This is a genomic window from Streptomyces sp. SP17BM10 (assembly GCF_036322405.1).
Taxonomy (GTDB): domain Bacteria; phylum Actinomycetota; class Actinomycetes; order Streptomycetales; family Streptomycetaceae; genus Kitasatospora.
On the sequence record NZ_JAQYXB010000424.1, the window covers coordinates 79,217 to 105,802 of the forward strand.

At 75.1% G+C, this 26,586-nt stretch carries 20 protein-coding genes; 5 read left to right on the forward strand and 15 right to left on the reverse strand.

Annotated features, from left to right (window positions below; all coding sequences use genetic code 11):
- Window positions 1–81: 81 nt before the first annotated feature.
- The 10 genes from PUR71_RS04370 to PUR71_RS04415 form a co-directional block, all read right to left on the reverse strand.
- The gene (locus PUR71_RS04370; protein ID WP_329924973.1) at window positions 82–456 is read right to left on the reverse strand and encodes a transglycosylase SLT domain-containing protein; all 375 of its coding nucleotides are present in this window, start codon (window positions 454–456) and stop codon (window positions 82–84) included.
- 485 nt (window positions 457–941) lie between these two features.
- Window positions 942–1,787, reverse strand: a complete 846-nt coding sequence (locus tag PUR71_RS04375; RefSeq protein WP_329924974.1) for a patatin-like phospholipase family protein — start codon at window positions 1,785–1,787, stop codon at window positions 942–944.
- A 190-nt stretch (window positions 1,788–1,977) separates the two neighbouring features.
- Window positions 1,978–2,316: a hypothetical protein gene (locus PUR71_RS04380; protein ID WP_329924975.1), complete on the reverse strand. Its 339-nt coding sequence runs from the start codon at window positions 2,314–2,316 to the stop codon at window positions 1,978–1,980.
- Between the two features lie 131 nt (window positions 2,317–2,447).
- Window positions 2,448–3,260 (reverse strand): hypothetical protein, encoded by an 813-nt coding sequence (locus PUR71_RS04385; RefSeq protein ID WP_329924976.1) that lies wholly within the window; start codon window positions 3,258–3,260, stop codon window positions 2,448–2,450.
- Window positions 3,261–3,405: 145 nt separating this feature from the next.
- Window positions 3,406–3,603, reverse strand: coding sequence for a hypothetical protein (locus PUR71_RS04390; RefSeq protein ID WP_329924977.1), 198 nt, complete (start codon window positions 3,601–3,603; stop codon window positions 3,406–3,408).
- Window positions 3,600–4,064, reverse strand: a complete 465-nt coding sequence (locus PUR71_RS04395; protein ID WP_329924978.1) for a hypothetical protein — start codon at window positions 4,062–4,064, stop codon at window positions 3,600–3,602. Before PUR71_RS04395 ends, PUR71_RS04390 begins: the two co-directional genes overlap by 4 nt.
- 181 nt (window positions 4,065–4,245) lie before the next feature.
- Complete coding sequence (locus PUR71_RS04400; RefSeq protein WP_329924979.1) at window positions 4,246–5,784, reverse strand: sensor histidine kinase; 1,539 nt, start codon at window positions 5,782–5,784, stop codon at window positions 4,246–4,248.
- Between the two features lie 8 nt (window positions 5,785–5,792).
- Window positions 5,793–6,515, reverse strand: coding sequence for a response regulator transcription factor (locus PUR71_RS04405; RefSeq protein ID WP_329924980.1), 723 nt, complete (start codon window positions 6,513–6,515; stop codon window positions 5,793–5,795).
- Between the two features lie 630 nt (window positions 6,516–7,145).
- On the reverse strand, window positions 7,146–7,646 hold the full coding sequence (locus PUR71_RS04410; protein WP_329924981.1) for an STAS domain-containing protein: 501 nt from the start codon (window positions 7,644–7,646) through the stop codon (window positions 7,146–7,148).
- A 52-nt stretch (window positions 7,647–7,698) separates the two neighbouring features.
- On the reverse strand, window positions 7,699–8,100 hold the full coding sequence (locus tag PUR71_RS04415; protein ID WP_329924982.1) for a helix-turn-helix transcriptional regulator: 402 nt from the start codon (window positions 8,098–8,100) through the stop codon (window positions 7,699–7,701).
- A 288-nt stretch (window positions 8,101–8,388) separates the two neighbouring features.
- Between PUR71_RS04415 and PUR71_RS04420 the strand changes: the two genes are divergently transcribed.
- A complete protein-coding gene (locus PUR71_RS04420) occupies window positions 8,389–11,028 on the forward strand; it encodes a SpoIIE family protein phosphatase (RefSeq protein WP_329924983.1) in 2,640 nt (879 codons plus the stop codon).
- Between the two features lie 184 nt (window positions 11,029–11,212).
- On the opposite strand, the gene PUR71_RS04425 is transcribed toward PUR71_RS04420, so the two are convergent.
- Window positions 11,213–12,685, reverse strand: coding sequence for a S53 family peptidase (locus PUR71_RS04425; protein WP_329924984.1), 1,473 nt, complete (start codon window positions 12,683–12,685; stop codon window positions 11,213–11,215).
- A 407-nt stretch (window positions 12,686–13,092) separates the two neighbouring features.
- Between PUR71_RS04425 and PUR71_RS04430 the strand changes: the two genes are divergently transcribed.
- The 3 genes from PUR71_RS04430 to PUR71_RS04440 are packed head-to-tail and all read left to right on the forward strand — an operon-like array spanning window position 13,093 to window position 15,544.
- Window positions 13,093–14,037 carry a hypothetical protein gene (locus PUR71_RS04430; RefSeq protein WP_329924985.1) on the forward strand — a complete coding sequence of 315 codons (945 nt, stop codon included), beginning with the start codon at window positions 13,093–13,095 and terminating at the stop codon, window positions 14,035–14,037.
- 6 nt (window positions 14,038–14,043) lie between these two features.
- Complete coding sequence (locus PUR71_RS04435; RefSeq protein ID WP_329924986.1) at window positions 14,044–14,688, forward strand: hypothetical protein; 645 nt, start codon at window positions 14,044–14,046, stop codon at window positions 14,686–14,688.
- Window positions 14,675–15,544, forward strand: coding sequence for an inositol monophosphatase family protein (locus PUR71_RS04440; RefSeq protein ID WP_329924987.1), 870 nt, complete (start codon window positions 14,675–14,677; stop codon window positions 15,542–15,544). Before PUR71_RS04435 ends, PUR71_RS04440 begins: the two co-directional genes overlap by 14 nt.
- An 18-nt stretch (window positions 15,545–15,562) precedes the next feature.
- Here PUR71_RS04440 and PUR71_RS04445 read toward each other — a convergent pair whose 3' ends face one another.
- On the reverse strand, window positions 15,563–16,753 hold the full coding sequence (locus PUR71_RS04445) for an SLC13 family permease (protein WP_329924988.1): 1,191 nt from the start codon (window positions 16,751–16,753) through the stop codon (window positions 15,563–15,565).
- A 109-nt stretch (window positions 16,754–16,862) separates the two neighbouring features.
- Here PUR71_RS04445 and PUR71_RS04450 point away from each other — a divergent pair, with 109 nt between their 5' ends.
- The gene (locus PUR71_RS04450) at window positions 16,863–22,988 is read left to right on the forward strand and encodes a TIR domain-containing protein (protein WP_329924989.1); all 6,126 of its coding nucleotides are present in this window, start codon (window positions 16,863–16,865) and stop codon (window positions 22,986–22,988) included.
- A gap of 184 nt (window positions 22,989–23,172) precedes the next feature.
- On the opposite strand, the gene PUR71_RS04455 is transcribed toward PUR71_RS04450, so the two are convergent.
- From PUR71_RS04455 to PUR71_RS04465, 3 genes are all read right to left on the reverse strand, one after another.
- On the reverse strand, window positions 23,173–24,867 hold the full coding sequence (locus PUR71_RS04455) for an alkaline phosphatase family protein (RefSeq protein WP_443077345.1): 1,695 nt from the start codon (window positions 24,865–24,867) through the stop codon (window positions 23,173–23,175).
- A gap of 146 nt (window positions 24,868–25,013) precedes the next feature.
- Entirely contained in the window at window positions 25,014–25,376 is a 363-nt protein-coding gene (locus tag PUR71_RS04460) for a hypothetical protein (RefSeq protein WP_329924991.1), read from the reverse strand.
- Window positions 25,377–25,650: 274 nt separating this feature from the next.
- A complete protein-coding gene (locus PUR71_RS04465; RefSeq protein ID WP_329924992.1) occupies window positions 25,651–26,472 on the reverse strand; it encodes a hypothetical protein in 822 nt (273 codons plus the stop codon).
- Window positions 26,473–26,586 lie beyond the last annotated feature (114 nt).

The window sequence follows — 26,586 nt, forward strand, 5'->3', positions numbered from 1 at the left end:
TCGCGCGGGAGGGGCCCTCGTGGGCAGCCTCGGTGGTCCCTGTCCGACTCCCGAGGTGGGGGAGAGCCGAAAGGGGTCGGCTTAGTACCAGTGGTGACCCTGCCAGAAGGCCCAGGCGGCGTTCGGGCTGCCGTAGCGGGAGTTCATGTAGTCCAGCGCCCACTTGATCTGCGTGGCCGGGTTGGTCTTCCAGTCCGCGCCGGCCGAGGCCATCTTCGAGGCCGGCAGCGCCTGGCCCAGGCCGTACGAGCCCGAGCTCGGGTTGGTCGCCGTCACGTTCCAGCCCGACTCGTGGGAGATGATCTGGCTGAACGAGGCCAGCTGGTCCGCCGGGACGATCTGCGCGGCGATGGTCTGCGGGGAGGCGGTCGCGGCGTTGGCGGCGGCGGGGACCACGGCCGCACCCAGCGCGGTCAGACCGGCGGCACCGGCGAGGATCGCGGCAGACGTACGCATACGGAGCTTGAAAGCGGGCATGAAGAGCAAGACCTCAATCGGGTTGGGCCGACGTCACTCCCCGCCCGGGACCGCGGCCGGACAGGGGCCGAACGGTCGCGGGGAGTGAGTCGGCGTTTGGCCGCATCCGGCAGGACAGGAGCCGGTGTGGCCGACGACGAATGCCAAGGTGCCAGACCGCCAGGGCGCTCTCCAAGGCCCCCTCGCTACGATCCGCGGTCGTAGCCGGAGAGGCGGCACGGGTTCGATGGCGGGGCCGGACGGAGCCCCCCGGCCCTTCCTCCCGTTGGGCGAGCGTCCGTCGGCGTGGTCGCGGCATGGTGCGGAACGGGCCCCACTACCCGCCGTCGTGCCTGGCATTCGTGTGTGAGCGCACTCACCGCCCGGCCCTTGGCGACGTCACCGACCGGGCCCACGACCACCACGCTGAGTCGACACCGGACGGCCGCCATTGAGACCGCCGCCACACTCCTTCCCCTCCCGGTTCACGCCCTGGCCGGCCAGGTGCGGGCGACCGAGGCGGCGAGGGCCGCGCCCTGCCGGTGTCCGGCCCGCGCGGCGGCCGGGCGGCGGGCGTTGGCGGTCAGGTTGCGTCCCATCGCACGGCGGGCCCCGGCGTCCGGGGCGATCAGGGTGACGTGCGCGCCGGCGGCGCGCAGCTGTGCCGCCTGCTGTTGGGCGCTGGGATGCGGTCCGACGGCGGCGGGGACGGGCGAGAGGGCCAGCACCTGGCGGTGGCCGGCGGCCAGCTGGAGGTTGCCGGTGGAGCGGCTGCCACCGTCGATCCACCGCCGCCCCAGGGCGACGGCCGGCGGCCACACCAGCGGGACGGCGCAGCTGGCGGCGACGGCGTCCGCGAGGTCGAGCGCGGAGTCGGCGTCGAAGGCCTCGACGCTGCCGGTCCGCGCGTCCACGGCGGTGATCCGCAGTGTTTGCGCGGGCCAGGCGGTGGCGTCGCGCAGCAGGGTGCGCACGGTCGCGTGGAGGTCCTGGGCGGGGGCGGTGCGCGTGGTCAGGGCGGCGCGGCCAAGGCGCCGGATCGAGCGTTCCGGGTCGCGGGTGGCGAGGGCCGCCCACAGGAAGCGCAGGGTCTGTGCGGCGGTGACGCCCATGTCGACCCGGTCGAGGTCCGCCAGCTGGCGTTCGTACAGCTCGCGGGCGGGTTCGCCGCAGGCGAGGCGGGCCCCGAAGACGGCTCCGGCCGAGGTGCCGATGACGGTGTCGGCTGCCGTGGGGTCGATTCCGCCGTCGGCGAGTCCCGCAAGTACGCCGGTCAGCCACGCGCCGCCGACCGGTCCTCCGCCGCCCAGTACCAGTGCCGTCCCGTCCATGGTGTTCCTCTCCCCCGGCTCCGGACCACAAGAAGTGGGGAACTGTCCCCGTTTCTTGTCCGGGACAGTACACCGGCGGGGTCCGGTCCGCTATTCGCCTGGCCACCGGGGCCGACGGGCAAACGGCACGCCGGCTCACCGCGCGGTCGGCGGGCTCCTCCCCGGACCTCGCGGTCGCCCGCGCCGGGGCTCACGACATCAGGACCACCAGGACGGCGCCGACACCGCACAGGGCGGAGAGCGCGAACAGGACGAAGCGGGTGATCGTCCGGCGGCGGGTCAGGGGCATCGGCCAGGAGGCCAGGGCAAGGGCGAGTTGGGCGCAGCCGAGTGCGAGGGCGACATGCCGGTGGATGTCCTGGCTGTCGTGGCCGCATCCGGAGTGCAGGGCGCAGTGGCCGAACAGGGATCGGCCGGCCACGGCTGCCAGCAGGACCAGCCAGCAGAGCGGGGCCAGGAAGACGGCGGCCACCGGGTAGTGCCACCACGTCGGGTCGTGGGCGTCCAGGGTGTACTTCGTTGTGCTCACGCCGCCATTACGCCCGCCCGGACGGACTCCTGGCATGAGTACCGGTACTCAGATCCCGCGGCCACGGCCTCCCGGCGCGACGAAGGGGCAGGCCGCCGTCCCCCTTGTCGGCCTGGGCCGGCCGGGGTGGGTCAGGCGGACTTGGGGAAGTCCTTGCGCTTGATCTTGGCGCGGCGGCCGTCGGGGTGGTGGAAGACGATGCCTTCCGCGAGGGCGCCCGGGGTGTAGCGGCTCTCCATGTCGGCCAGGTAGTCGCGCAGGCCCGCGTAGCTCCGGGGCACGTCCTGGTAGACCGGCACCTGGAGGTTGAACGGGACGCAGTGGTGTTCGGTGACGCCGAGCGGGTTGCCCTGGATGCGGGGGCCGAGGGCCTCGCAGGAGTGCTCGCCGTCGGGCCAGGCGGTGGTGTCGGTGCCGTGGGCGGCGGCGAGGATCCACTTGTCCTCGGCGGCCTGCTCGTCGGTGTCGACGTACCAGCCGTCGCGGATGCCCTGCTGCTTCTGGGCCTTCGTCGGGTTGCGGCGCTTCTCGACCCGGACGAGCCGTCCGGCGCGCACGGTGAGGCGGACGTTGGTGCCGTCCAGCTTCTCGGTCGGGACCCCCTCGCCCTCGAAGACCCACGCGCATTCGGCGCGGGGCCGGTCGATGACGCGGAAGGCGTCGTCCCGGTCGAACAGCGTCGGGATCTTCTCCATGACCTGGATGCCCTTTCTGACGTGACCCAGCAGTTCCTCGTGCGTGATCGCCCCGGCGGCCAGCCCGCCCGCGAGCGCGCGGACGAGGTCGGCGACCGAGACCTCCGCCTCGACCGCGACGTGCTTGAGGGCCTTCTTCTCCTCGGGCGACACCCAGGCGACCAGCCGCGACCACCCCTCGGGGGGAGTCCAGCGCGCCAGTTGCGCGGGGTCCTTCCTGGGGCGGCCGCGCTTCTTGACCTCGTCCATGCCTGGAGACCTTAGGGACGGGACTGAGGTTGTGTCAATTGGCATAACAGAAAATCGGCAGCGCTCGCTCCGGGAGCCCCGGTCCGCGACCGGCTCACGCGAGCGCCGGCCCGCTCGGTGAGCGGGCCGGCGAGCGGGTGGCACGTCAGTTGCCGTCGGCCGCCGCGTCGGTGTCGGCCTGGTCGGCCGCGCTGTCGGCGGCGTCGAGCTTGTGCCGCATGTCCTGCACCTGCCCGGTGTCGGCGGCGCCGGGGGCCGGGTGCCCGGCCGGGCCGCAGGAGGTGAGCAGGGCGGCCCCCGCGAGGGCCAGGGCCGCGAGGACGGCGCGCGGGCGGGCGGTCACCGGGACTTGCCCTGGTCGTGGGCGGCGCACCAGGTGGCGACGGGGCCGAGGTCGCTCTGGCGGGTCTGCAGGGTGGTGAGCAGGCCCTTGCGGGCGGTGAGACGGTCGTTGAGGAGCTTCTCGATCTCCGTGTGGCCGGCGGCCTTGGCGTTGTCGGCCCGCTGCTGCAGGCGCGCGACCGACCCCGCCACGGAGGCGTCGCCGTTCAGCCGGGCGAGCGCCTTCGTGACGCGCTGCTCCGTCTTCGGCAGCCGCTTGCAGACGGCCTGCGCGCCGTCGCCCGTGGGCGTGGATCCGGCGGACGGGGCCGCGGAGGGCGAGCCGCCCGTCCCGTCGGCCCGGGCGGGGACGGTGGCGAGCAGCGAGCCGGCGAGGGCGAGGGCGCCGAGGGCGGCGGCCCTGCCGCGGACGGCCCTGCGGCGGACGGACGTGGGGTCGGCGGACGTGCTGTTGACGGACATGGGCGTCCCTTTCTGCCGTGGACGGTCTCGGGACCGGGCCGGTGGTTGCAGGCCCGGTCCGGCCCGGTCGCCGGGAGCGTAGGACGGGTTCTTGTGGATTCCCTGTGGAACGCGGGGCGGAGGAACGCGGGGCCGGGGAACACGAACCGGGGAACGCCGGGTGGCGGCGTGCGCTCAGCGCTCAGTGCTCCCCGCCCGCGATCCAGTCCCGCCGCGCCGGGAGCCGGAGGGTCGGTGCGTCGGCGTCGGGCCGTGGCAGGCGGACCTCCACCCGGCATCCCCTGCCGCCCGGCGGCTCGGTGATCCGGACGGTGCCCCGGTGCAGTGCGGCCTGCTGGGCGACCAGGGTGAGCCCGAGCCCCGAGCCGGGACTGTCGCGCCGGCGGTGGAAACGGTGGAAGACCGCCTCCCGCTCGCCCGCCGGCACGCCCGGCCCGGTGTCGTCGACGGTGAGCAGCGCGAGCGTCCCGGCCGGGGCGAGCCGCACGGTCACCCGGGCCGGCTCCGTCCGTTCCGCTCCGCCGCGCCCGTGCACGGCGGCGTTGACCAGCAGGTTGACGAGCAGCATCCGCAGCCCGGCCTCCCAGCCGAACAGCCTGAGCTCCGGCGGGAGTTCGACGGTGAAGTCGGCGGCCGGGTGCCGGCGCCGGACCTCGGCGGCGGCCGCGTCGGCGAGTTCGGCGAGGTCGACCGGGCCGAAGGAGTCGACCTCGACGAGGTCGCCGCGCGCCAGCGTGCCGAGCGCGGTGAGCAGGTCCAGCAGCCGGGCGTGGTCGTCGCGCAGCTCGGCCACGATCTCGGCCCGTTCGGCGGGCGGGAGGTCGTGGTGGGCGGCCAGCACGTCCAGGTTGGTGCCCAGGCTCATCAGCGGCGTCCGCAGCTCGTGCGAGGCGGCCGCCGAGAACGAGCGCGCGGTCTCCAGCGCCTGGACGGTGCGCAGCGCCTGTTCGTCGTAACGGGAGAGCAACAGGGCCAGCGCGGTGGCGAGTTCGTCCACCTCGGCGGTGCCGCTGCGCTCGGCCGCGAAGCGTGCGGCGGCACCCGGGCGCCCCACGCGGGGCTCCCCTCCCCCGCCCGGTCCGCCGTCGCCATCGCCATCGCCGTCGCCGGGGGAAGCGGCCGGGTCGAGTTCCGAGGCGCGGCGGCTGAGCCGGCGCAGCGGTGCGGTGGCGCGCTCGGCGAGGACGAAGCCGATCAGGGCGGAGATCGGCGCCGCGAGCGCGGCCACGAACAGGACCCGTCGGCGCACAGTGGCCGTCTGGCTGCCCGCCAGGCCGCCGGACTCGCTGACCCACAGCGTTCCGCCGCTGCCCGCCTCGCCGCCGGGGACGCGGACGGTCAGTACCCGCCAGGCGGTGCCGTGGTCGCGGACGGTGACCGGTCCGCCCGGCGTGGTGGGGAAGGCACGGTCGTCGGCGGGCTGTGGTCCGCCCGCCAGCAGCACGGTGCCGTCCGGGGCGGTGACCCGTACGCCCGAGTCCAGGGCGGCGTCCAGGACCTTGCGCTGCTGGTTCTGTTCGGCCTTGGGCCGGCCCTGGGTGTCGGCGGCCACCAGGGTGCGTGCGCTCGGCAGGACGGCGGCGGCGCGCTCGGCCAGCCGGGCGTCCTGCTGGTGGCGCAGGTCCCGGCCCACCAGGGGCAGCAGGAGCAGCCCGGCCAGCAGGACCAGCAGCGGCACCACGGCGGCGGCCCACAGGGCGATCCGGGTGGAGAGTCTCACGGCGGCCGCTACCGCCCGTCGGGCAGTCGCAGCACGAAGCCGACGCCCCGGACGGTGTGGATCAGCCGGGGCCGGCCGTCGGCCTCCAGTTTGCGCCGCAGGTAGCTGACGAAGGTGTCCACGGCGTCGCTGCGCACCTCGAAGTCGTAGCCCCAGACCCGTTCCAGCAGCAGTTCCCGCGAGAGCACGAGGCCGGTGTTCCTGGCCAGGTGCGCGAGCAGCTCGAACTCGCGCCGGGTGAGCCGCAGTTCGTGTCCGTCGAGGTGGGCCTGCCGGGTGGCCGGGTCGATCACCAGCGGGCCGGCCAGCACCCGGTCGGTGGGCTGGGGCGGGCGGCGGCGCAGCAGGGCGCGCAGGCGCAGCACCAGTTCTTCCAGGGCGAACGGTTTCACCAGGTAGTCGTCCGCGCCGGCTTGCAGGCCGGCCACCCGGTCGGCGGGTTCGTCCAGCGCCGACAGCATCAGGACCGGGATGTCGTCTCCCCGGGCGCGCAGGGTCCGGCAGACCTCGGCGCCGCTGATGCCGGGCATCGAGACGTCGAGCACCAGGACGTCCGGGGCGGCGGGCAGCAGACGGGCGAGCGCCGTCTCGCCGTCCTCGGCCAGGGCGACGGTGAATCCGCTCAGTCGAAGGCCGCGTTCCAGGGTGCGCCGGATCGCCGCGTCGTCGTCCACCACCATGACCCGGCCGGCGCCGGGACCGTCCGCGCCTCCAGGCCCGTTGCCGTGCATCGGCTTCTCCTCGTGTTCCGGGCCGCCGACTCTCTCACACCCGCGTTTTGCGGCCGGCGCAGGGGGGCGTGAAGGGGGCTTGCCCCAGGGGTTCTGGTGGCGGGGCGGGCCGTGTTCAGCCGCCTCCGATCCGCCGCGGTTCGGTGACGGGCTTCGGCCGCCCCGCCCGGGCCCGCGGACGAGGGTGACGGTGGTCGGTGGTCGGTGGTCCGGGGACGGGGGCGAAACGATCCGGTGCACGCTCCGGACGGCGGAGCGGATCGCCAGTGCCCAGCCGATCAGGGGCACCGCTGCGCCGGCGGTCCCGGCGGCGGTCCGGACCGGCCCCCATCCCGTACCCGCGAACAGCATGACGACCGCCAAGGGGGTCGAGAGCAGCGCGCCCTGCACGAACAGCACCGGCACGGACAGCACCGACCCCATCGAGGTCAGGACGGCGTACCCGACCGATCCGCCGCGCTCCCGGAGCACCAGGTCCAGCGCTCCCGGTGTCGAACGGCTCACCCTCACAGGCTGCATGACGCAACGTCAGGCCAGGAGCACCGCCCGGTGGAACGGTCGTGCGGGAAGCCCCAGGGGGCCGGGTTCCGCGGGTGCCGGCGGCGGGTTCGGTTGTCCGGTGGGCGCCGGTTACGGGAGGTCGGGTTCCGGCTTGGGTGGCGTTCCGGAGGAGGCGGCGCCGTGGCCGGGCCCGGAGCCCGGCCGGGCCGGGCCGGCGAACAGGGGCGCGGTCTCGGTGATCTCCAGCAGCCGTGCCACGGCGGGGCTGAGCCCGGTCAGGACGAGGCTCTTGCCGGTGTTCGCCGCGTGCCTGCGCAGGTCCAGCAGGACGTGCAGCCCGCTGCTGTTGCAGAAGCCGACGGCGGCGAGGTCGACGTCCAGGCCGGTGCGGCTCTCCCCCAGGGTCGTGGCCAGGACCCGGCGCACCGCGGCGGCGTTGTCCATGTCGATTTCTCCCGACAGGGTCACGCACCGGCGCCCGTCGGCCGAGGAGGAGGTGGTGGCGGTGTACGCGCACAGGCTGGCGGCGGCACGCGGCGCGTGCCGCGTCGAGCGCTCCCGGTTCGGGAGGACGTCCGCGGCCTGAGGGGCGGGCGGCCCGGAGGTGAGCGCGGCGGTGTCGTCGTCCATGGCGGGTTCTCCCTCCCGGCCCCGGGCCTCGGGGGCCTGTCGGTGGCGGGCGTCATCGCGGCGCGTCAGGGGCGCGGTCCGCGTCCGGCGCCTCGGTCGAGGTCGTCGCGTGCGGCGCGTCGCCGGACGCGGGCCGGTCCTGGCCCGCGCGGTCCCGGCCGTCCAGTACGTGCAGGAGGACGTCGACGTCGAGGTGTCCCTCGGCGGGGTGGCGGAAGGGGGTGCCCGGCACGATCCGGTACCGGTTCCGGCGCCCCACCCGCTCGTGGGTCAGGTAGCCGGCGCGCTCCAGGTCGGCCACGACCGACCGCACGGCGCGCTCGGTGAGCCCGCACGCGGCCGCCAGGTCCCGCAGCCGGACGTCGGGGTCGCGGGAGGCCATCACCAGGATCCGTGCGTGCTGGGTCAGGAACGTCCAGCCCGTCCGGGGTTCTCGCTCCGCGTTCGAACTCACACCCGGAATATAGGATCTGGAATTCCGGTATCGCAACACCTGACTCCCACGCTCACGGACCCCCGCCTCCACCGGGCACGGGCCCCGAGCCGTCGGCCAGCCGGCCTGCAGCGGTCGGCGGCAGGCGGGTAGAAGCCGTACATGGGCAAGTTCCGTCCGATGTGGCCACCGATCCGCCGGATGCGCGGGTCCCGCCCTCCACCACCCCGGCCCGGCGGTGAACCGCGGCCGGGCGGCGACCGGGCGGCGCCACCGGCGCGACCGGTCCCGCGCTTCGGCCCGCGGAGCGTGGCCGGGCAGGCCTTCCTCTGGCAACTCACGGTTCTGCTGCTGCTCGCCGCGGTCGGGATGACCGTCCTGGTGCTCAAGACCGTGACCGACGCCCAGAACGACGCCCGGCACACGTCGCTCGCCGTCGCGACGGGCTTCGCCCAGGCCCCCGGCCTGGCCCAGGTGCTGCAGCAGTCGCCCGACCCCACCGCCGTCCTCCAGCCGCTCGCCCTGGCGGCCCAGCGGGGCTCGGGCGTCGACTTCGTCGACGTGCTCAGCACCGGCGGGATCCGCTACACCGACCCGGTGCCCGCCCTGATCGGCCAACGCACGCAAGGCGACATCGCCCGGGCGGCGGCCGGGCAGTCCTTCACCGAAGTCTTCAGCGGCTCCCCCCAGAAGGCGGTCCGGGCGCTCGTTCCCGTCAAGGACGCGCACGGCGACGTGGTCGGCCTGGTCTCCACCGGCGTGCAGACCACGGACATCAGCGCCACCGTCAACCGCCAGTTGCCGGTGCTGCTCGGCGCCGCGGCCGGTGTGGTGGTCCTCGCCGCCGGCGGTGCGGTACTGGTGAACACCCGGTTGCGCCGCCAGACCCGCGGCTTGGGGCCGATCGAGATGACCCGGATGTACGAGCACCACGACGCCGTCCTGCACGCGGTCCGCGAAGGCGTGCTGATCCTGGACGCCGACCACCGTCTGATGCTGGCCAACGACGAGGCGCGGCAGCTGCTCGCCCTGCGCCCGGACGCGCAGGGCCGGCGGCTGGACGAGCTGGGCCTGGACCCGGGCATGGCCGCACTGCTGGCCTCCGGGCGCAGCGTCACCGACGAGGTGCACCCGGCCGGCGACCGCCTGCTGGCCGTCAACCTCCGGCCGATGACCGCCCGCGACCGGCCCTCCGGTCTCGTGGCGACGCTGCGGGACACCACCGAACTGCGCGCGGTGGCCGGCCTGGCCGAGGAGGCCCGGGAGCGGCTGCGGCTGCTGTACGACGCGGGCGCCCGGATCGGCACCACCCTGGACGTCCCCGGCACGGCGCAGGAGCTGGCGGACGTGGCGGTGCCCCGGCTCGCCGACTTCGTCGCCGTCGACCTGCTGGAGGGCGTGGCGGACGGCGAGGAGCCCGCCGCCGGAGCGGTCGCCGACGGCGTACTGCGCCGGGCCGCGCACCGGTCCGTACCGGCGGGCGTCGCGGAGGCCTCGGTCCGCCCGGGCGGGATCGACGTCTTCCCGCCGGACTCGCCCCCGCTGCGCAGCCTGGCGACCGGGCGCTCCGAGCTGCACCGCACGCAGGACCGCGCCATCACGGCGTGGCTGGCCGCCGATCCCCCGCGGGCCGCCGGCAGCCGTGCGTACGGCTTCCACTCCTGGATCCACGTCCCGGTCACCGCCCGGGGCACCACCCTGGGCGTGGTGCAGTTCGTCCGCTTCCGCAACCCCGAGCCGTTCCGGCCCGAAGACCTGGCACTGGCCGAGGAACTGGTGGCCAGGGCAGCCGTCGCACTGGACAACGCCCGGCGCTTCGCCCGCGAGCGCGGCACGGCGCTCGCCCTGCGCCGCAGCCTGCTCCCGCAGCGGCTTCCGGAGCACTCCGCCGCCGCGGCGGCCTACCGGTACCTGCCGGCGGACCCCAGGCTCGGCGTGGGCGGCGACTGGTTCGACGTGATCCCGCTGTCCGGCGCGCGGGTGGCACTGGTGGTCGGCGACGTGATCGGGCACGGCCTGCGGGCCTCCGCCACGATGGGCCAACTGCGCTCGGCCGTGCGTACCCTCGCCGACGTGGACCTCGCACCGGACGAACTGCTCACCCGGCTCGACGACCTGGTCATCCGGCTGGCCTCCGACACCGCGGCGGCCCCGGACGCGCAGAGCACCGGAGAGGTCACCGCCACCTGCCTGTACGCCGTGTACGACCCGGTGTCGGGCCGCTGCTCGCTGGCCACGGCCGGTCACCCGGCTCCCGTCGTGGCCAGTCCCGGCCGTGACCCGGTCGTCCTGCGGATGCCGGCCGGTCCGCCGCTCGGGCTGGGCGGACTGCCCTTCGAAGCGGTCGAGACCGAACTGCCGCAGGAGAGCCTGCTCGCCCTGTACACCGACGGCCTGGTCGCGACCCGCCACCGTTCGATGGACGCCGGCCTCCACGCGCTGCGCAGCGCCCTGGCCGCCCTGGACGAGTCCCTGGAAGCCCGGTGCGAGCGGATCGTGCGGGCCCTGCCGCCCGGCCGCCCCGCCGACGATGCCACCCTGCTGCTCTCCCGGGTCCGGCGTCTGGACCCCGAGCGGGTCGCGACCTGGGCGGTGCCCGCCGACTTCGCCGCGGTCGCCGCCGTCCGCGCCGACGCCGTCCGCCGCCTGACGGCATGGGGCCTGGCGGACTGCGCCTTCGTGACCGAACTGGTCGTCAGTGAACTCGTCACCAACGCCATCCGCTACGGCAGCGAACCGATCCGCCTGCGGCTCATCCACGACCGCTCGCTCATCTGCGAGGTCTCCGACGCCGGCAGCACCGCCCCCCACCTGCGCCGGGCCCGCACCTTCGACGAGGGCGGCCGCGGCCTGCTGCTGGTCGCCCAGCTCACCCAGCGCTGGGGCACCCGGCGCAGCGGGAACGGCAAGACCATCTGGTGCGAGCAGGACCTCGGCGAGGACGCCTGACCCGGCCGGCCCCCGGGTCCTCGGCGGAAGTCCGTCGGCCGCCCGGATCCTGCCCTGCGGCCGGCCCCGGGGGCTGCGGGGCGTCGCCCCGCCGGGCAGCGGCCCGGCGGGGCGAGGTGCTCAGGGGCCCTGGTTCACCCGGGAACGGCCGGTGCGGCCGGGCCCCTCGTGCGGGCGGTGGGGCTCACCCGGTGCGGACGGCGCGGACCAGGTCGGGCAGCAGTTTCGCCGCGTCGGGCGTGCCGAGGCCGGTGATCGGGTCCCAGCCGCTGGTGGCGGGGTAGCCGGGCACCGTCGGGTCGGCGGTGTTGTTGCCGAGGGTGACATCGTTGAAGTCGGCCGCGTAGGTGGCGGGGGCGGCGCCCAGCCTGTACAGCGCGGGGTTGATCTGGCCGAGGCCACCGCCGTTGATCTGGTCCGCGATCGAGACCAGGCCGGCCCACTGCGGGCAGGAGAGCGAGGTGCCGCCGATGTCGTACCAGCCCGTGCTGCACGGGGTGCCACCGCAGCCGAGGCCGGACGAGCCGTCCGGCGGCAGGGAGAGGTAGACCAGCGCGCCGGTGCCGGGGGCCGCTTGCAGGGACACGTCCGGCACTCCGCGCTTGGCGCCGATCGGCGTGGAGCCGGTGGGCAGCGCGGACTGGTAGGCAGGCTTGTCGAAGACCTTGCTGAACCCGCCGCCCGCATAGGTCCAACCGACCTCGGCCGCACCGGGGTCGGCCTGGCACTTGCCCGGTGCGTCGGCGCTGTCCACGGACCGGCTGCCGGTCGCACCGGGGTCGGTGCACAGGTACGTGCCGCCGACGCCGGTCACCAGCGGGTCGGAGGCCGGCCATTCGACCGACGGGCCCGGGAGAGTGGTGCCGCCCGACTTCACCGGTGTCTTCTTCGAGCCGGCCGTGCCGTTGTCGCCGGAGGAGCCGAGCACCGTGACGCTGTTCAGGGCCGCCGACTTGAAGGCGTGGCGCAAGGGGTCGATCGACTGGGGGCTCGCGAACGCCCCCTCGTCGGAGGCGAAGGACTGCGAGATGACGTTCGCCAGGTGGTGGTCGATCACGTACTGCTCGGCGTCCATCATGGCGGGGAAGCCCTGGACGCCGAGCGTCTCGGCGGTGGGCGTGGTGACCAGCAGGATGTCGGCACCGGGGGCCATCGCGTGCGCGGTCTCGACGTCGAGCGCGACCTCCAGCGCCCAGGCCGCCTTGTCCTCCTGGCCGGTGCCCTGGCTGGTGGACGGCGGCGCGGTGGTGCCCGGCGCCCCCTGCACGTGCAGCTCGCTGAAGGTCGGCATGCCCGGCCCGCAGGCCACGCCCTCCTCGCCGCACATCGCGTCGATCCCGAAGGCCTGGTCGAAGACGTGCAGGTCGTGCGCCATGGTGTCGCTGCCGTACGCGTCGACGATGGCGATCGTCTGGCCCCTGCCGTTCTGGCCGCCGGCGTACAGCGGGCCGAGGTCGTAGGCGGCCCGGATCCCCTGGGGGGTGAAACAGCGGCGGCCCGCCGACTCGCACTGCGCCGGGGTCGGCGGCGTCGTGCCGGCCGAGACCTGCACGTAGTCGGCGACCGCCGGGCGCACCACCGGGTAGGCGGCGGCCACGACGACGCCGACCGTGGGCGCTGCGAGCGCCCCGGAGGCCGCGAGGGCCAGGCTGCTCACCCCCGCCAGGAGCGTCCGGCGTATGGTTGGTGCCTTCAAAGCGTCCTCCACGAGGGTTGGTTGGGGGACATCGGCCGGTGAGCCGGATCGGATCGAGCGACACCGGACACGTGGGGTATCCGTGACGGAAGGTCACGGACGGGCGCGAGTTTAGGGGTGTGAGTGGCCCGGCCTCAATGGCTTGGTCGCACATCGGTTCTCCGCCCGGTCCGCGCCGGGCGATGTGCCAGGAGCGGGCGGACCCGAAACACGACCGGACCGTGACGTGCCCCGGGTTCCGCGGCCGCCGCGCCGGTCGCGCGCCCCTCAGGCGCCCCGTGCTGTCGCCAACGCACCGTCGCCCCATGGCGGTTGACGCGTACCCGCCCCTACCATGAGGGTGCAGGCGGGAGGGGGCGTTGACCGGGATGACGGCAGAGCCGGGGCACCGCCTGGAGCGCGCGCTCGCCTGGGCGATCAGGAACTCGGACGGCGTCGTGGCGTTCACCGGCGCCGTGGTGGTCGGTCTGCTCGACCTGGTCGGCGACACGGTTGCGGAGCGGATCGGATCGGGCGCGACCCTGCTGGTGCTGGCCGCGCTCGTGTACGGGACGCTCGCGGACCGCAGGCGCCGGGCCGCCGACATCCGGGACGCGATGGCCGGGACCAGGCGCGCGCTGGAGGGCATGACGGCGGTCCGGGAGCTCGCCGGCTCCGAGGTCGAGCAGGCCCTCGCCCGGGCCCGGCAGGACACCGACCGGTGGGTGTTCAAGGGCGGCACCGGGACGTACCTGCGGGCCGTCACCCTGCCGGAGTGCGTCCGCGAGGCGCAGCGCGGGCGGCGTGCCCTGACCGTCAAGATCGACATCGTGCACCCGGGCGACGAGCGGGCCTGCCGGGCCTACGCGCGGTTCCGGCAGGCCTTCGGGCGCCCGTCGGACGCCGAGCCCTGGAGCACCGGGCGCACCCGCAAGGAGTCGCTGGCCACCGTGCTCGCCGCCTGCTGGTACCGCCAGCGGCTGGACACCCTGGAGATCGACGTCCACCTGTCCTCGGTGGTCCCGACGCTGCGCTACGACCTGTCGGCGTCCTGCGCGATCGTCACCCAGGACGACCCCGGCCGGGTGAGCCTGTACGTCGAGAAGGGCCGGGCGCTGTACGACTACTACGTCACCGACCTGCACCACTACCGCGAGCAGGCGGTCAAGCTCGACCTGCGCGACGCGGAGCCCCTGAGCGACGAACCGACCGTCGACGAGGTGCGCCGGCTGTTCGAGCGGCTGGGGCTGCCCCTGCCCGCCGACCTGACGGACCGCGACGTCGGCGAGATCGTCGACAAGGCGCTGCGGGCGGAGAACCCCTACCGGAGGTGACACCCCATGGACTTCGCCGTGCTGGAGCGGCTGGCCGGCCGCACCTCGGCCGCACCCGGGCTGCCCGCCGTGGTGATCCGGGAGCTGGAGGAGATCGCCTGCGGCGCGCGGCCGTTGAGCGCCGTGGTGCACCCGCTCGGCTTCTTCTGCCTGCCGGTGCTGCGCCAGGGCGAACTCGGCGTGTGCGTGCACGTCTTCGAGCCCGGCGGGCTGCAGGAGTCCCTGGCGCACTGCCACAGCTGGCAGTTGACCAGCAGTGTGCTGTACGGGCGGATCGGCAACACCCGGATCCGGGTGTCGGACGCGCCGGAGCGGCCGACGCACCGGCTCTTCGTCGTGGAGAGCGACGGCTCGGGGGTGGACGTGCTGCGGCCGACCCCGCGGCTGGTGCGCGGGGAGGTGGAGGCCCGGCACACGGGCGCCCGGGGCGACACGTACACGCTGGCCGCCGGGACCTTCCACACGACGGCCGTCCCGGACGGGGGCCCGGCGGCGACCCTGGTCCTCGCCCGGACCCGGGCCGACGGACAGAACCTGATGCTCGGCCCGGTGCACGCCCCGGCGCGGCGCACGGTGCGCCGCACCTGCGACCCGGCCCGCACCGCCGGGCTCGCCCGGACCTGTGCCAGGCGGATCCGTGAACGGGGCTGAGGGCGCGGGCGGGTTCGCCGCCGAGTGCCGGATCGCGGTGGACGCGGCGGAGCGGGCCGGTGCGCTGCTGCGCTCGCGTTTCCGGCAGGAGCACCGCGTGCGCCCCAAGGGTGGGCACGGCGACGTGGTGACCGATCTCGACCTGCTGGCCGAGGACCTGGTGGTGGCGCGGATCCGGGAGAGCTTCCCGCGCGACCGCATCCTCGCCGAGGAGGCGGGCCTGCTGGACGGGGACCGGCCGGGGCGGACCTGGCTGGTCGATCCGCTCGACGGCAGCAACAACGTGGTGATCGGCCTGGCCGCGTACGTCGTCGGCATCGCGCTGTGCGTCGAGGAGCAGCCGGTGGTCGGCGTGGTGCACGATCCGGTGAGCGGGGGGACCTGGAGGGCGCTGCGGGGTGGCGGCGCGTACGGTCCGCACGGGCGGATCTCGGGCGCGGCCGGCGGGCTGCCGTCCGGTGGGTTGCCGTCCGGTGGGTTGCCGTCCGGTGGGCCGGTGCTGGCGTGGACGCAGGGGCACGGGGTCGCGCGGGACGACCCGGGCGCGTGCGGGCTGAAGGCCGCGCTGGAGGCGGGCTCGCGCCGGCTGCTGCAGCTGTGGGCTCCGCTGCTCACGTGGTCGTTGCTGGCGCGCGGGGGCATCGACGGGTTCGTCGGCTACCGGCCGGAGGAGATCGACCTCCCGGCCGGCAGCCTGCTCGCGGCCGAGGCGGGGCTGGAGGTCCGGCGGCTGGACGGCGGGGAGTACAGCCACCGGATCGGGCGGTGCGCCGCCGAGCGCAGCTTCGTCGCGGCGCGGCCCGGGGACATCGGGTACCTGCTCGACGTGGTGGCCCGCGCCGGGACCACGCCGTAGCCGTGGCCCTCGCGCCGCTCACCCCGTGACCGCCAGCGCCGCCGTCGCCGCCAGCACCGCCGCGGCGGCCAGCACCGCGCCCGTCGCCGTCACCCGCCCGACCGGTATCCGGACGCCGAAGGCGCGGCAGCGCTCGTACCAGATCAGCGTGGCGAGCGAGGCCCAGGGCAGTATCAGCGGGCCGGCGTTGGTGCCCACGAGCAGGGCCAGCAGCTGGGTGTGGTTGCCGGCCGGCACGACGGCCTCGCCGGCCAGGTAGACCGGCAGGTTGTTGAGCACGTTGGACAGGCCCGCCCCGGCCAGCGACGCCCGGAAGAGCCCGGCCGTGCCGCCGTCGGTGCCGACGGCCGTGGCCAGCAGGTGGTGGAGCCCGTGCGCGTCGACGGTCTGGACCACCAGGAACATGCCCGGGACGAGGACCAGCAGCCGCCACGGCACGAGGGCGGGCCGCAGTTGCGCCGGGCGGCGCACGGCGAACGCCGCCACCGCGACGGCCGCGGTCGCGCCGGAGGCCAGCCACAGCGGCAGGTCGGCCGGCAGGACGGCGGCCAGGAAGACGGCGCAGCAGGCGGCGCAGATCCGGAACAGGACGGGGTCGGCGGGGCGGTGGCGCTGCGGGGGCAGGTAGTCGAGCGCCCCGCGCCGGCCCCGGCGCCAGTAGAAGACCCACAGGCAGGCCATGGTCAGGGCGACGGCGGCGAGTTGGGGTGCCCACATGGCGCGGGCCATGCCGGCCGGGGAGAGCGCGACGCGGTCGGCGGCCAGCAGGTTGGTGAGGTTGGAGACCGGCAGCAGCAGGCTGGAGGTGTTGGCCAGCCAGACGGTGGTCATGGCCAGCGGGACGGGGGCGATGCCCACCCGGGCGGCCAGGGCCAGCATGACGGGTGTCAGCAGGACGGCCGTGGTGTCGAGGTTGAGGGTCACGGTGGTGAGCGCGGCGAAGGCCACGCACAGGACGAACAGCGCGGCGTAGCTGCCCCGTCCGGCGCGGGCGACCGCGGTGGCGACGGCGTCGAACACCTCGGCGGCGCTGGTGAGTTCGGCCAGGACGATGACGCTGGCGAGGAAGGCCAGCAGCGGTCCGACGCGGGTCATCGCGGCCGCGGCCGCGGCGGTGGGCAGCAGGCCGCTCGCCACGCACAGCAGCCCGGCCGCGAGCAGTCCGGCCGCCACCCAGTCCAGTGCTTCCAGACGCCTCAGGAACGACACGGGCAGAAGCATCGCACGCGGAGGTGGGCCGGGACAGACGGCCGGGAGGCCCTCGGGGGACCTTCCGCTTCCCTCCCCAACTCCTGATGATCTGTCATAAAGTTGGTGTATGGGAGCCCTTGGCGCAGACAGCGGGGAACCTTCCGGTCCGCTGGACTTCTTCATCAGCTACTCGCCCGCCGACGAGCGGTGGGCGGTGTGGATCGCCTGGACGCTGGAGGAGGCCGGTTACCGGACCTTCCTGCAGGCGTGGGACTTCGTGCCGGGCACCAACTTCGTCGACTTCATGGACCGCGGTGTCACCGAGTCCGCCGCGGTGATCGCCCTGCTGTCGCGGCACTACGAGCGTTCGCGCTACGGACGGTTGGAGTGGCAGGCGGCGCTGCGGGCCGATCCGGACGCGCCGGAGCGGCGGCTGCTCACCGTGCGGGTCGAGGACGTGTCGGTCGACGGCCTGCTCGCCATGATCACCTACGTCGACCTGGTGGGGGTGGCCGATCACGAGCGGGCCCGCCGGCTGCTGCTGGCCCGGGTCGAGCAGGCGCTCGAGGGGCACGCCCGCCCGCGGCTGCGGCCCGGCTTCCCCGGCGGGTCCGCGCCGGCCGTACCGGGTGCACCGAACGCACCGGGGGCGCCGGCCGCGGGCGGCACGCACCTGGTGGACGGCGCCCCGGCGCCCTCGCCGCTGGCCCGGCCGATCGGCCTGACCGGCTGGAGCGGGCGGCGGCGCCCCTCCGCCCGGCCCGAGTACCCGCCGGCCGCCCAGGAGCGCGCGGGCCGCGGGTCCGTCACCGTCCTGCAGCTGGCCGGCCCGGCGTTCGGCCGCGGCCAGGACCCGGTCGACCTCCAGGCGGCGATCTGGGGCGACCTGGTCGCCCTCTCCGACGCCGGCGCGCCGGCCCCCGAACTCCTCGTCGTCACCGGCGACCTGACCGCCTCCGGCAGTCCCCGCGAGTGCGACCAGGCGCTGGCCTTCCTGACCGGCCTGCGCACCCTGCTCGGCCTGGAGCCGCACCGGGTCGCGATCGTGCCCGGCGGCCAGGACGTCAGCCTCGCCGCCTCCCGGGCCTACTTCAGCACCTGCGAGGCGGACGAGCAGCAGCCGCGCCCGCCGTACTGGCCCAAGTGGCGCCACTACACCCGGCTGTTCCAGGAGTTCTACCAGGGGCTGGACACGGTGTTCGACAGCGACCAGCCGTGGACGCTGTTCCCCGTGCCGGAGCTCGGCACGGTGGTCGCCGGCCTCAACTCCTCGCTGGCGTACAGCCACCGGCCCGACGACCAGTACGGCTGGCTCGGCCCCGAGCAGGCCGCCTGGTTCGCCCAGGCACTGCGGCCCTACGAGAGCGAGGGCTGGCTGCGGATCGGCGCGCTGCGCCACCCGCTCGCCGTCCCGGCCCGGCCGCCCGACACCGGCGCCGGCGCCGGCCACGGCAGCGGCCATCACCCCGGGGCGCTGCGCGACCTGGACCGCTTCACCCGGTTGACCGCGCCCCGGCTGCACCTGCTCCTGCACGGTCCGGCCGACGGCCGCTCGGGCGTCGGCGGCCTCTCCTCCCCCGCCGTCTCCGGCCTCCTGCCCGCCGACGAAGCGGCCGTCGCCCGGACCGCCGGGCCCGGCTCGCACCAGGTGCTCCAGCTCACCGCCGACGGCCTCACCCGCTGGCCCGGCCCCGACGGCGGCGCCCGCGAGCGGCTGCGGCGGCCCTGGCCGCGCTCCCGGCGCGCGTTCGGCCCCGGGGCGGGCCCCGACGAACCGGGCGGGCCCGGAGCCGGTGCGGCCAGGGAGGCCGGAGAGGTCCGGGAGGCCCGGGAGACCAGGGAGGCCCGGGAGGTGCCCTCCCCGCTGGAGGCGCTCACCGCGCGCGTCGCCGAGGTGTGCCGCACCCGCCACCAGGGCGCCCAGCTGCGCTCCGTCGGCGGCCCGCTCCCCCAGCTCCTCGTCACCTGGAGCGAAGCCGACTTCGTGCGCCAGCAGCGGGTCGCCGTCTGCCTCGGCACCCCGCGCGCGGAGGACATCGACGGCTTCATCGCCCAGGTGCACGCCGCCGAGACCGCGGCACCGGCCGGCACCGGCGACGCCGAGCTCGTGTACGAGGGACCGCCGCCGGGCCGCGCCCTGCGCGAGCACGCCCGGCGGCGCGGGGTGCGGCTGCGCAGCTTCGTCGAGTTCCAGGGGCTGCTCGACCTGCAGGACTACGTGGCCGCCCAGAGCGCGCGGCTGCGCTCCGACGACCGGTACCCGCCGAGCCTGTACCTGCCCCAGCGCTACCGCCGGCTCGACGCCCCCACCCCCACCTCGGGCGACGGCCTGGTGGACCACCTGCTGGGCCGACTCGACGGCGACCAGGGCCGGTTCGTCCTGCTGCTCGGCGACTTCGGGCACGGCAAGACCTTCGCGCTGCGCGAGCTCGCCCGCCGGATCCCGCTCGAACTGCCCCAGCTGACCCCGCTGTTCATCGAACTGCAGGCGCTCGACCGGGCGCACTCCTTCGACGAGCTGGTCGCCGCCCACCTGGCCGGGCACGGCATCGACACCATCGACCTGCGGGCCTTTCGCTACATGCTCCGCCAGGGCCGGATCGTGCTGCTCTTCGACGGCTTCGACGAGCTGGTCAACCGGGTCAGCTACGAGCGGGCCGCCGACCACCTGCGGGTGCTGCTGGACGCCTCGGTGGACAGCGCCAAGATCGTGGTCAGCAGCCGGACCCAGCACTTCAGCTCGCAGCAGCAGGTGCTCACCGCGCTCGGCGAGCGGGTCCGCCAGCACCCGCAGCGGGAACTGCTCGACATCCAGGAGTTCACCCCGGCCCAGATCCGCAGCTACCTGGCCAACCGGTACGGCGACGAGGCCGCCGCCGACCGCCGGCTGCGGCTCCTGCAGGACGTCCCCGACCTGCTGGCGCTGTGCCGCAACCCCCGGCTGCTCAGCTTCGTCGCCGAGCTCGCGCACGACCGGCTCCGCTCGGTGGCCAGCGCCGGGCGCGCCCTGAGCGCCGCCCGCCTCTACGAGGAAGTGCTCACCGCCTGGCTGGAGTTCGAGGAACGCCGCGGCCGCGGCGGCCCCGGATCCGTGCCCGGCCTGAGCCTGGACCAGCTCTGGGCGGCCGTCACCGAACTGGCCGTCCGGCTCTGGGAGAGCGGCCGGGACACCCTGCCGCTGGAGGAACTCACCGACCTGGCCTCGACCCTGGCCCCGCTCGCCGACGGCCACCAGCCCGCCGCGCACACCGCGCACGCCGTCGGCTCGGGCAGCCTGCTGGTGCGCACCGACGACGGGATGTTCGAGTTCATCCACAGCTCGGTGATGGAGTGGCTGGTGGCCCGCGAGGCCGCGGTGCGGCTGACCACCCCGACCGGCGACCGGCGCGGCGGCGACCGGCAGACCGGCGGGCTGCTCGCCCGGGCGCGGTTCAGCCGCCTCGCGGTGGAGTTCCTCTGCGACCTCGCCGACCACCGGGTGTGCCAGGAGTGGGCGGAGCACGTCCTCGCCGCCCCCGCCCAGGAGCCGGCCCGCGCCGCCGGGCGCCTGCGGCTCACCCGCAGGCCGGCCCCCAGCGACGAGACCGCCCGCGCCAACGCCCTGCGGATCCTGGCCCGGCTGCGGGTGCCCTCGCGCACCGACCTGCGCGGCGCCCTGCTGGTCGGCGAGGACCTCTCGCACCGCGACCTCTCCGGCGTCGACCTGAGCCACGCCGACCTCACCGACGCCCGCCTGGTCGGCACCGACCTCTCCGGCGCCGTGCTGCGCGGCGCCCGGCTGGTCGGCGCCCGGTTGTCCGGGGCGAACCTGTCCGGCGCCGACCTGTCCGGCGCCGACCTGCGCCGCGCCCGCCTGATCCGCACCGACCTGCGCGGCGCCCGGGTGGCCGGCGGCCACTGGCAGCGCGCCGCCGTCATCTCCGCCGCAACCGACCCCGACCTCCTCGCGACCCCCGAACTGCGCACCGCCGCCGTCGCCCCCGGACTGCCCGTCGAACCCGGCCTGCGCCCCTCCGAGGTCGGCGTCCCCTACGGCTTCGACCCGCGCACCAGCCGCCTGCCCGAGCCGGTCGCCTTCAGCACCGACGGCCAGCTCCTCGCCGTGGGCGGCGACGACGGCACCGTCCTGATCTGCGACGCCCTCACCGGCACCGCGCTGCGCACCCTGCGGGACCACGTCGGGCGGGTGTACGCGGTGAAGTTCGCCGAGGACGTCCTCGCCACCGGCAGCGCCGACGGCACCGTCCGGCTGTGGGACCCAGTGTCCGGCGCCTGCCGCCACCGCCTCGACGTCCACCCCGACGGCGTGTGGCCGGTCTCGCTGCGCCGGGACAGCCGGCTGCTCGCCACCGGCGACGCCGAGGGCACGGTGACCCTCTGGGACACCGTCTCCGGCCGCCCGCTGCACCACTTGCCCGGCCACACCGCGCCCGTCTACACCGCCGTGTACAGCCCCGATGGCACCCTGCTCGTCACCGGCGACGCGGGCGGCGACGTCCGGCTGTGGGAAGTCGACACCGGACGGCTCGTCACCGCGCTCGAACGCCACCACGGCCCCGTCTACCGCGCCCGCTTCAGCCCGGACGGCACCCTGCTGGCCACCGGCGACGGTGGCGACCCCACCGGCCCGGGGCCGACGGCGGACCCGGGCCCGGCCGTGGGCGGCCGGCACCCGACCACCGGCGGGACGGTCCGGCTGTGGGACACCGCCACCTGGCACCTGCGCCGCACCCTCACCGGCCACACCGGCCGCGTCTACACCCTGGCCTTCCACCCCGACGAACCGCTGCTGGCCAGCGGCGACACCTCCGGGCAGGTCCGGCTCTGGGACACCGCCGGCGGCGCGCCGGGCGAACTGCTCACCGGCTGCGCCGGCGCGGTCTACCAGGTGGCCTTCCACACCGCCCCCGACGGATCGGGCGCCGGGGCCCTGCTCGCGGCCGGGGACAGCGCCGGGACGGTCCGGGTCTGGCAGCTGGGCGGCGGGCACGGCGCGGCCACCGGGCCGGACGTGGCGGCCGCCGTTCCGCTGCGCCGTCAGCCGCAGGAGCACCACGGGTCGGTCTGGGCCTGCAAGTTCCGTCCGCACGGCGGCCCCGAGGGGTCCGACTCCGGGACGCTGCTGGTCACCGGCGGCAACGACGGGGCCGTCCGGCTCTGGGACGCGGCCACCGGGCAGAGCCGCCGGCTGCTGCGCGGGCACGGCCGGCGGATCGGCGCGCTGTCCTTCAACGCGAGCGGCAACCTCCTCGCGGCGGCCGGCAACGACGGGACGGTCCGCCTCTGGGAGCCCGCCACCGGCCGCCGGGTGCGGGAGATCACCGGGCGCAGCAACCGCCTCGTCTCGGCCGCGTTCGGCCCCTCGGGACCGGTCCTGGCCACCGCCAGCAACGACGGCGACATGTACCTGTGGAACGCCGCCTCCGGCGAGTTCCAGCGGCGCCTGGACGTGGAGACCGAGCACGTGTGGGCCGAGGCCTTCAGCCCCGACGCCACCCTGCTGGCCACCGCCAACGACGACGACACCGTCCGCATCTGGTACCGCTCCACCGGCGCCCACGTCGTGACCCTCGCCGAACACCGCGGCCGGGTGCGCTCGATCGACTTCGGCCCGGACGGCCGCCACCTCGCCACCGCCTGCGACGACAGCCGGATCCGGCTCTGGGACCTCTCGACCGGCCGGGTGCACGACACCCTGGAGGGACACACCGACCGCGTCTACGCCGTCGTCCACGCCCCGGACGGCTCCTGGCTGGCCAGCGCCTCCTGGGACGGCCTGGCCGTGATCTGGGCCGACGGCCGGCCCCGCCACCACCTGCGCGGCCACACCGGCCGCCTGTGGACCGCCGCCGTCCACCCCGGCGGCGACCGCCTCGCCACCGCCGGCGACGACCGCGTGATCCGCCTGTGGGACCCGCGCACCGGCCGCGAGAGCGACCGCCTGCCCGGCCACACCGGCCGCATCCTCACCCTCGCCTTCAGCCCCGACGGCTCGCTGCTCGCCAGCGGCGCGGAGGACGGCACCATCCGCCTGTGGACCCTCCCCGGCTCCGGTTCCCCCGCCGCGCTCCACGCCACCCTCCTCGCCACGCCCACCGGGTGGGCCGCCCTCAGCCCGTCCGGCGGCTACAAGTACGAGGGCGACCTCGTCGGCGAGTTCTGGCACGCCGTCGGCATGTGCCGCTTCGAGCCCGGCGAACTCGACACCCATCTCCCCGGCGTCCGGCGCCTGCCGCTGGAGGCTCCGCTGTGACCGCTTCCTACCGCGCGGCGCCCGCCCCGAAGCCCTCCTCGAAGCCCTCCTCGAAGTCCTCCTCGAAGTCCTCCTCGAAAAGGCCGCCGAGGGCCTCCGCCCGGTCCTGGAGGCCCTCGGCGACACCGCCGTCGAGTGCCGGGGCCGTGCCCGGGTGCGGGCACGCCCCCGGTGTGGTGGGCGGTCAGGAGACGGTCAGCGCGGTGTCGTCGATGACGAAGCCGGTCTGGTCGGCGGAGGAGTTCTCCGTGCCGGTGAACGTCAGCGTGACGCTCCTGCCGGCGTAGGCGGAGAGGTCGAGGGTGCGCTGCGTGTAGCCGTTGGCGGCGTCCAGGTTCGAGTAGGTGGCCAGGGTGCTGCCGTTGGCGGTGACGGTGAGCGTGTCGTCGGCGGTGCCCGTGGTCTTGGCCGTGTCGATGTGGAGCCAGAAGCCGAGCGCGGCCTTGCAGCCGGCCGGGACGGTGACGCTCTGGCTGAGCGTGTCGGTGTGCGAGGAGCCGTAACCGTCCAGCCAGGCGTCCCAGTTGCCGCTGTGCGAGGGCTCGCTGGCCAGGTCGTCGTTGATCACGCCGGAGGTCGCCTTCCACGGCGCCGGGCTGTTCCCGTTCTCGAAGCCCGGATTGCCGAGCAGCTGGCCGGGCGACGGGCAGCTCGTGCCGGCCGGGCTGACGGTCCAGGTGAACGAGGTGCTGCCGGAGGGGCCGGTGGAGTCGGTGGCGGTGACGGTGACGGCGGAGGTGCCGGCCGTGGTCGGGATGCCGCTGATCAGGCCGGTGGCGGCGTTGACCGACAGTCCGGCCGGCAGGCCGGCGGCGGTGTAGCTCAGCGTGCCCCCGGCGGTGTCGGTGGCCCGGATCTGGAGGGAGGCGGCCGTGCCGACGGTGCCGGTCTGGTTGCCGGGCGCGGTGACGGTGACGCTTCCGGTGGTGGTGCCGGTGTTCCAGGCGTCGGTGATCGGCGTGGCCTGGGCGGCGGCCCCGGCGTACGGCAGGCCGTACATGTCCTCGATGGTGCGCAGCACGCTGAAGTGGTCGATCTGCTCGGTGTAGGTGCCCGGTTTGACCTGCTGGCCGTTGAAGAAGGTGGCGATCTGGTTGGGGCCGGCGCTGTCGTCCTCGTCGAAGGTGGTGATCAGCAGGCTGTTGTGGGTCTTGGCCCACTGGACGTATGCGCCCAGGTTGTTCTTCAGCCAGGTGTCGCCGGTGGAGATCGAGCAGTCGTGGATGTCGTCGCAGAGGTCGGGGATCACCCAGGAGACGGTGGGCAGCTGGGTGAAGTCGGCCGGGAAGCTGGTGAACGGCACGCTGGCGGAGGCGGGCACGTTGGTGAAGTCGGCCCACGGGACGTGCTTGCGCGCGTACGTGCCCGAGGTGCAGACCGTCGAGCCGACCGAGGGCAGGCCTTCCGAGTAGCCCTTGAACGTCAGTCCCTTGGCGATGAGTTGGGCGCCCTCGTTGTCGGCGGCGAAGCTGTGCGGGCAGGAGTCGTCGGTGACCCCCTGGTTGGAGCCGGAGAACAGGTCCAGGTAGTTCGGCTGGCTGGGGTGCTCGATCGCGAAGGACTTGGTGAAGTTCGCGCCGCTGTTGGCCAGTTGGTTGAAGTACGGGGCCTGTGAGTTCCCGACGATGGAGCTCTCCGAGGTGTTTTCGAAGAGCACCACCACGACGTGGTCGGGCCGCGGGACGGCGGCCGTGGCCGCGGCGGGCTGCACCGCGGGCGCGGCGCCGGCGGCGCTTGTGGCGCTTGTGGCGCTTGTGGCGCTTGCGGGAGCGACGGCACCGGTGGGCCCGCAGAGCAGGGCGACGGTGGCGGCGAGGCCGGTGGCGAGGCGTGACAGACGCACGGATTCTCCTCGAGGGAGCGGGTGATCGGCCGTCACTGTCCCGCAGTTGACGATGCCCTCACAAGAGCCGCGTCGGCGAAGGCCGGGTGAACGGGAGGTCGCTCGCGCCCGCGCCGGGCCGCACCGGTTCCGTCATGGGCCCGTCCCCCGGGGCGGGCCCATGACGGGAGCGGCGGCGTCCGTCAGTACGAGGCGCTGGTGGCGCACCTGCCGGTGTTCCCGTTGCACACGACGACGTGCGAGGTGATGCCGGCGTCCAGGAGTTCGTCGGTCCAGGCCGGTGTGCGGGTGGCGGTCCAGTTGCTGGAGCTGCCGCCGTTGGACTGCTGGAGGACGACGCTACAGGGGTCGCCCATGGTGGAGATCGCGTAGCCCTGCACGTGGTCGTGCCCGTTGTAGAACCTGTCGACCATGCCCCCGGCACAACCGGGGACGTTGGCCGGGAAGGTGGTGTCGGCCGACGCCATCCCGGTGCTGAGGCTCAGGCCGACGGTGGCGAGGGCGGCGACGGCGGCGAGGCGGGTGGCGGTGCGCTTCCTGATCATCGGTTTCTCCTGGTGTCCGGCGGCTGGTTGCCTCGCCCCACCGTGCCCCCGGGCTCCGCCCGGAGGCCAGTTTCCCGGACAAGTCCACACAGCGGCAGGCGAGTTCGGGGGTGGGGTGGCCTTCGGGTGGTTCGGTTGGGGCCCGGACACTCGTGCCGCCGGCCGACCCCCGGCCTGCTGGTGCACGCTGATCGGGCACGGCTTGTCTGCCCTGCCCGCCGCTCCGCCCCGCAGGAGGCCCGATGCCCGACCCCGCCGGGGCGGCGGCCGCGGCTCAGGAGGCGGGGTCCGGGTACATCGTGACGAGGACCCGCGCGATTACGGCGTTGGTCAAGCACGCGTTGGCACCCGGGCTTTCGACGGTCTCTCCCGGAGGATCCGCGGGGCGGACGCGGTCGGGGTCGTACCGGGCCGACGTGTCGCCCCAGGTGGTGGTTTCCGCGGGCGTGCCCTTGCCGAGGTCGAGGGTCACGTCGACTCGTGCGATGCCGGCCCCACCCCAGCCGTTCATGGTGCCGTACCCCCCCTTGTTCAGATCGAACTCCGCCCAGACCAGGCCGCAGGCCGGGTCGTGGTTCGCCATCAGGTTCACCCAGCCGAGGACCCGACCGTCGGGCGCCGTCACCGTCTGGATCCCCGAGAAGCCCTTGGCGCCGGAACGGCAGGCGGCCCCGACCGTTTCGCCGTGACGGTCCGGACGGTTGGGCACGAAGGCGGGAATCAGCGCCGAGCCGGTTCCCCCGTGCCGCACGTCCGGCCACTTCCGGGACGGGGTGGGGGAAACGGCCAGGAGGAGCCCCGCGAGGACGGCGAGCGACAGGAGCGCGCCCGCGATCATCACCGTCCTGGGGCGTGGACCGGCGCGCCCGGCCTTCGGGCCCGGGCCCGAGTGGAGGTGTACGACATCGGCCTGGACCACCGTCCCGTGGATGGTGCCGCCCTCGATCCGGCTGCTGGTGCTGCGGGCACCGGACCCGGCGGACCCACCGGACAGGACGGCACCGTCGGGCTCGGTCGTCGCCGCACGCTCGGCGCCGGGCGAGCGACCGCCGTGCCGGATCGGAGTGTTCGGTCCGCCGGTGTCCTGCTCGTGCACTATCCGGCCCCCGGGTCACGTGTCCGTCTGCGCCCATCATCGCCCACACCCGACTGCCGTGGGCCCGCTTCCGGGAAGTCCGGTTCGCGCCGGATCGAGCGGTCAAACCTCGCC

Bases quoted from the DNA above. Each gene is read 5' to 3' on its own strand.
- PUR71_RS04370 (WP_329924973.1), bottom strand. From the start codon at position 456: ATGCGTACGTCTGCCGCGATCCTCGCCGGTGCCGCCGGTCTGACCGCG.
- PUR71_RS04375 (WP_329924974.1), bottom strand. From the start codon at position 1,787: ATGGACGGGACGGCACTGGTACTGGGCGGCGGAGGACCGGTCGGCGGC.
- PUR71_RS04385 (WP_329924976.1), bottom strand. From the start codon at position 3,260: ATGGACGAGGTCAAGAAGCGCGGCCGCCCCAGGAAGGACCCCGCGCAA.
- PUR71_RS04395 (WP_329924978.1), bottom strand. From the start codon at position 4,064: ATGTCCGTCAACAGCACGTCCGCCGACCCCACGTCCGTCCGCCGCAGG.
- PUR71_RS04405 (WP_329924980.1), bottom strand. From the start codon at position 6,515: ATGCACGGCAACGGGCCTGGAGGCGCGGACGGTCCCGGCGCCGGCCGG.
- PUR71_RS04410 (WP_329924981.1), bottom strand. From the start codon at position 7,646: ATGGACGACGACACCGCCGCGCTCACCTCCGGGCCGCCCGCCCCTCAG.
- PUR71_RS04430 (WP_329924985.1), top strand. From the start codon at position 13,093: ATGACGGCAGAGCCGGGGCACCGCCTGGAGCGCGCGCTCGCCTGGGCG.
- PUR71_RS04435 (WP_329924986.1), top strand. From the start codon at position 14,044: ATGGACTTCGCCGTGCTGGAGCGGCTGGCCGGCCGCACCTCGGCCGCA.
- PUR71_RS04450 (WP_329924989.1), top strand. From the start codon at position 16,863: ATGGGAGCCCTTGGCGCAGACAGCGGGGAACCTTCCGGTCCGCTGGAC.
- PUR71_RS04460 (WP_329924991.1), bottom strand. From the start codon at position 25,376: ATGATCAGGAAGCGCACCGCCACCCGCCTCGCCGCCGTCGCCGCCCTC.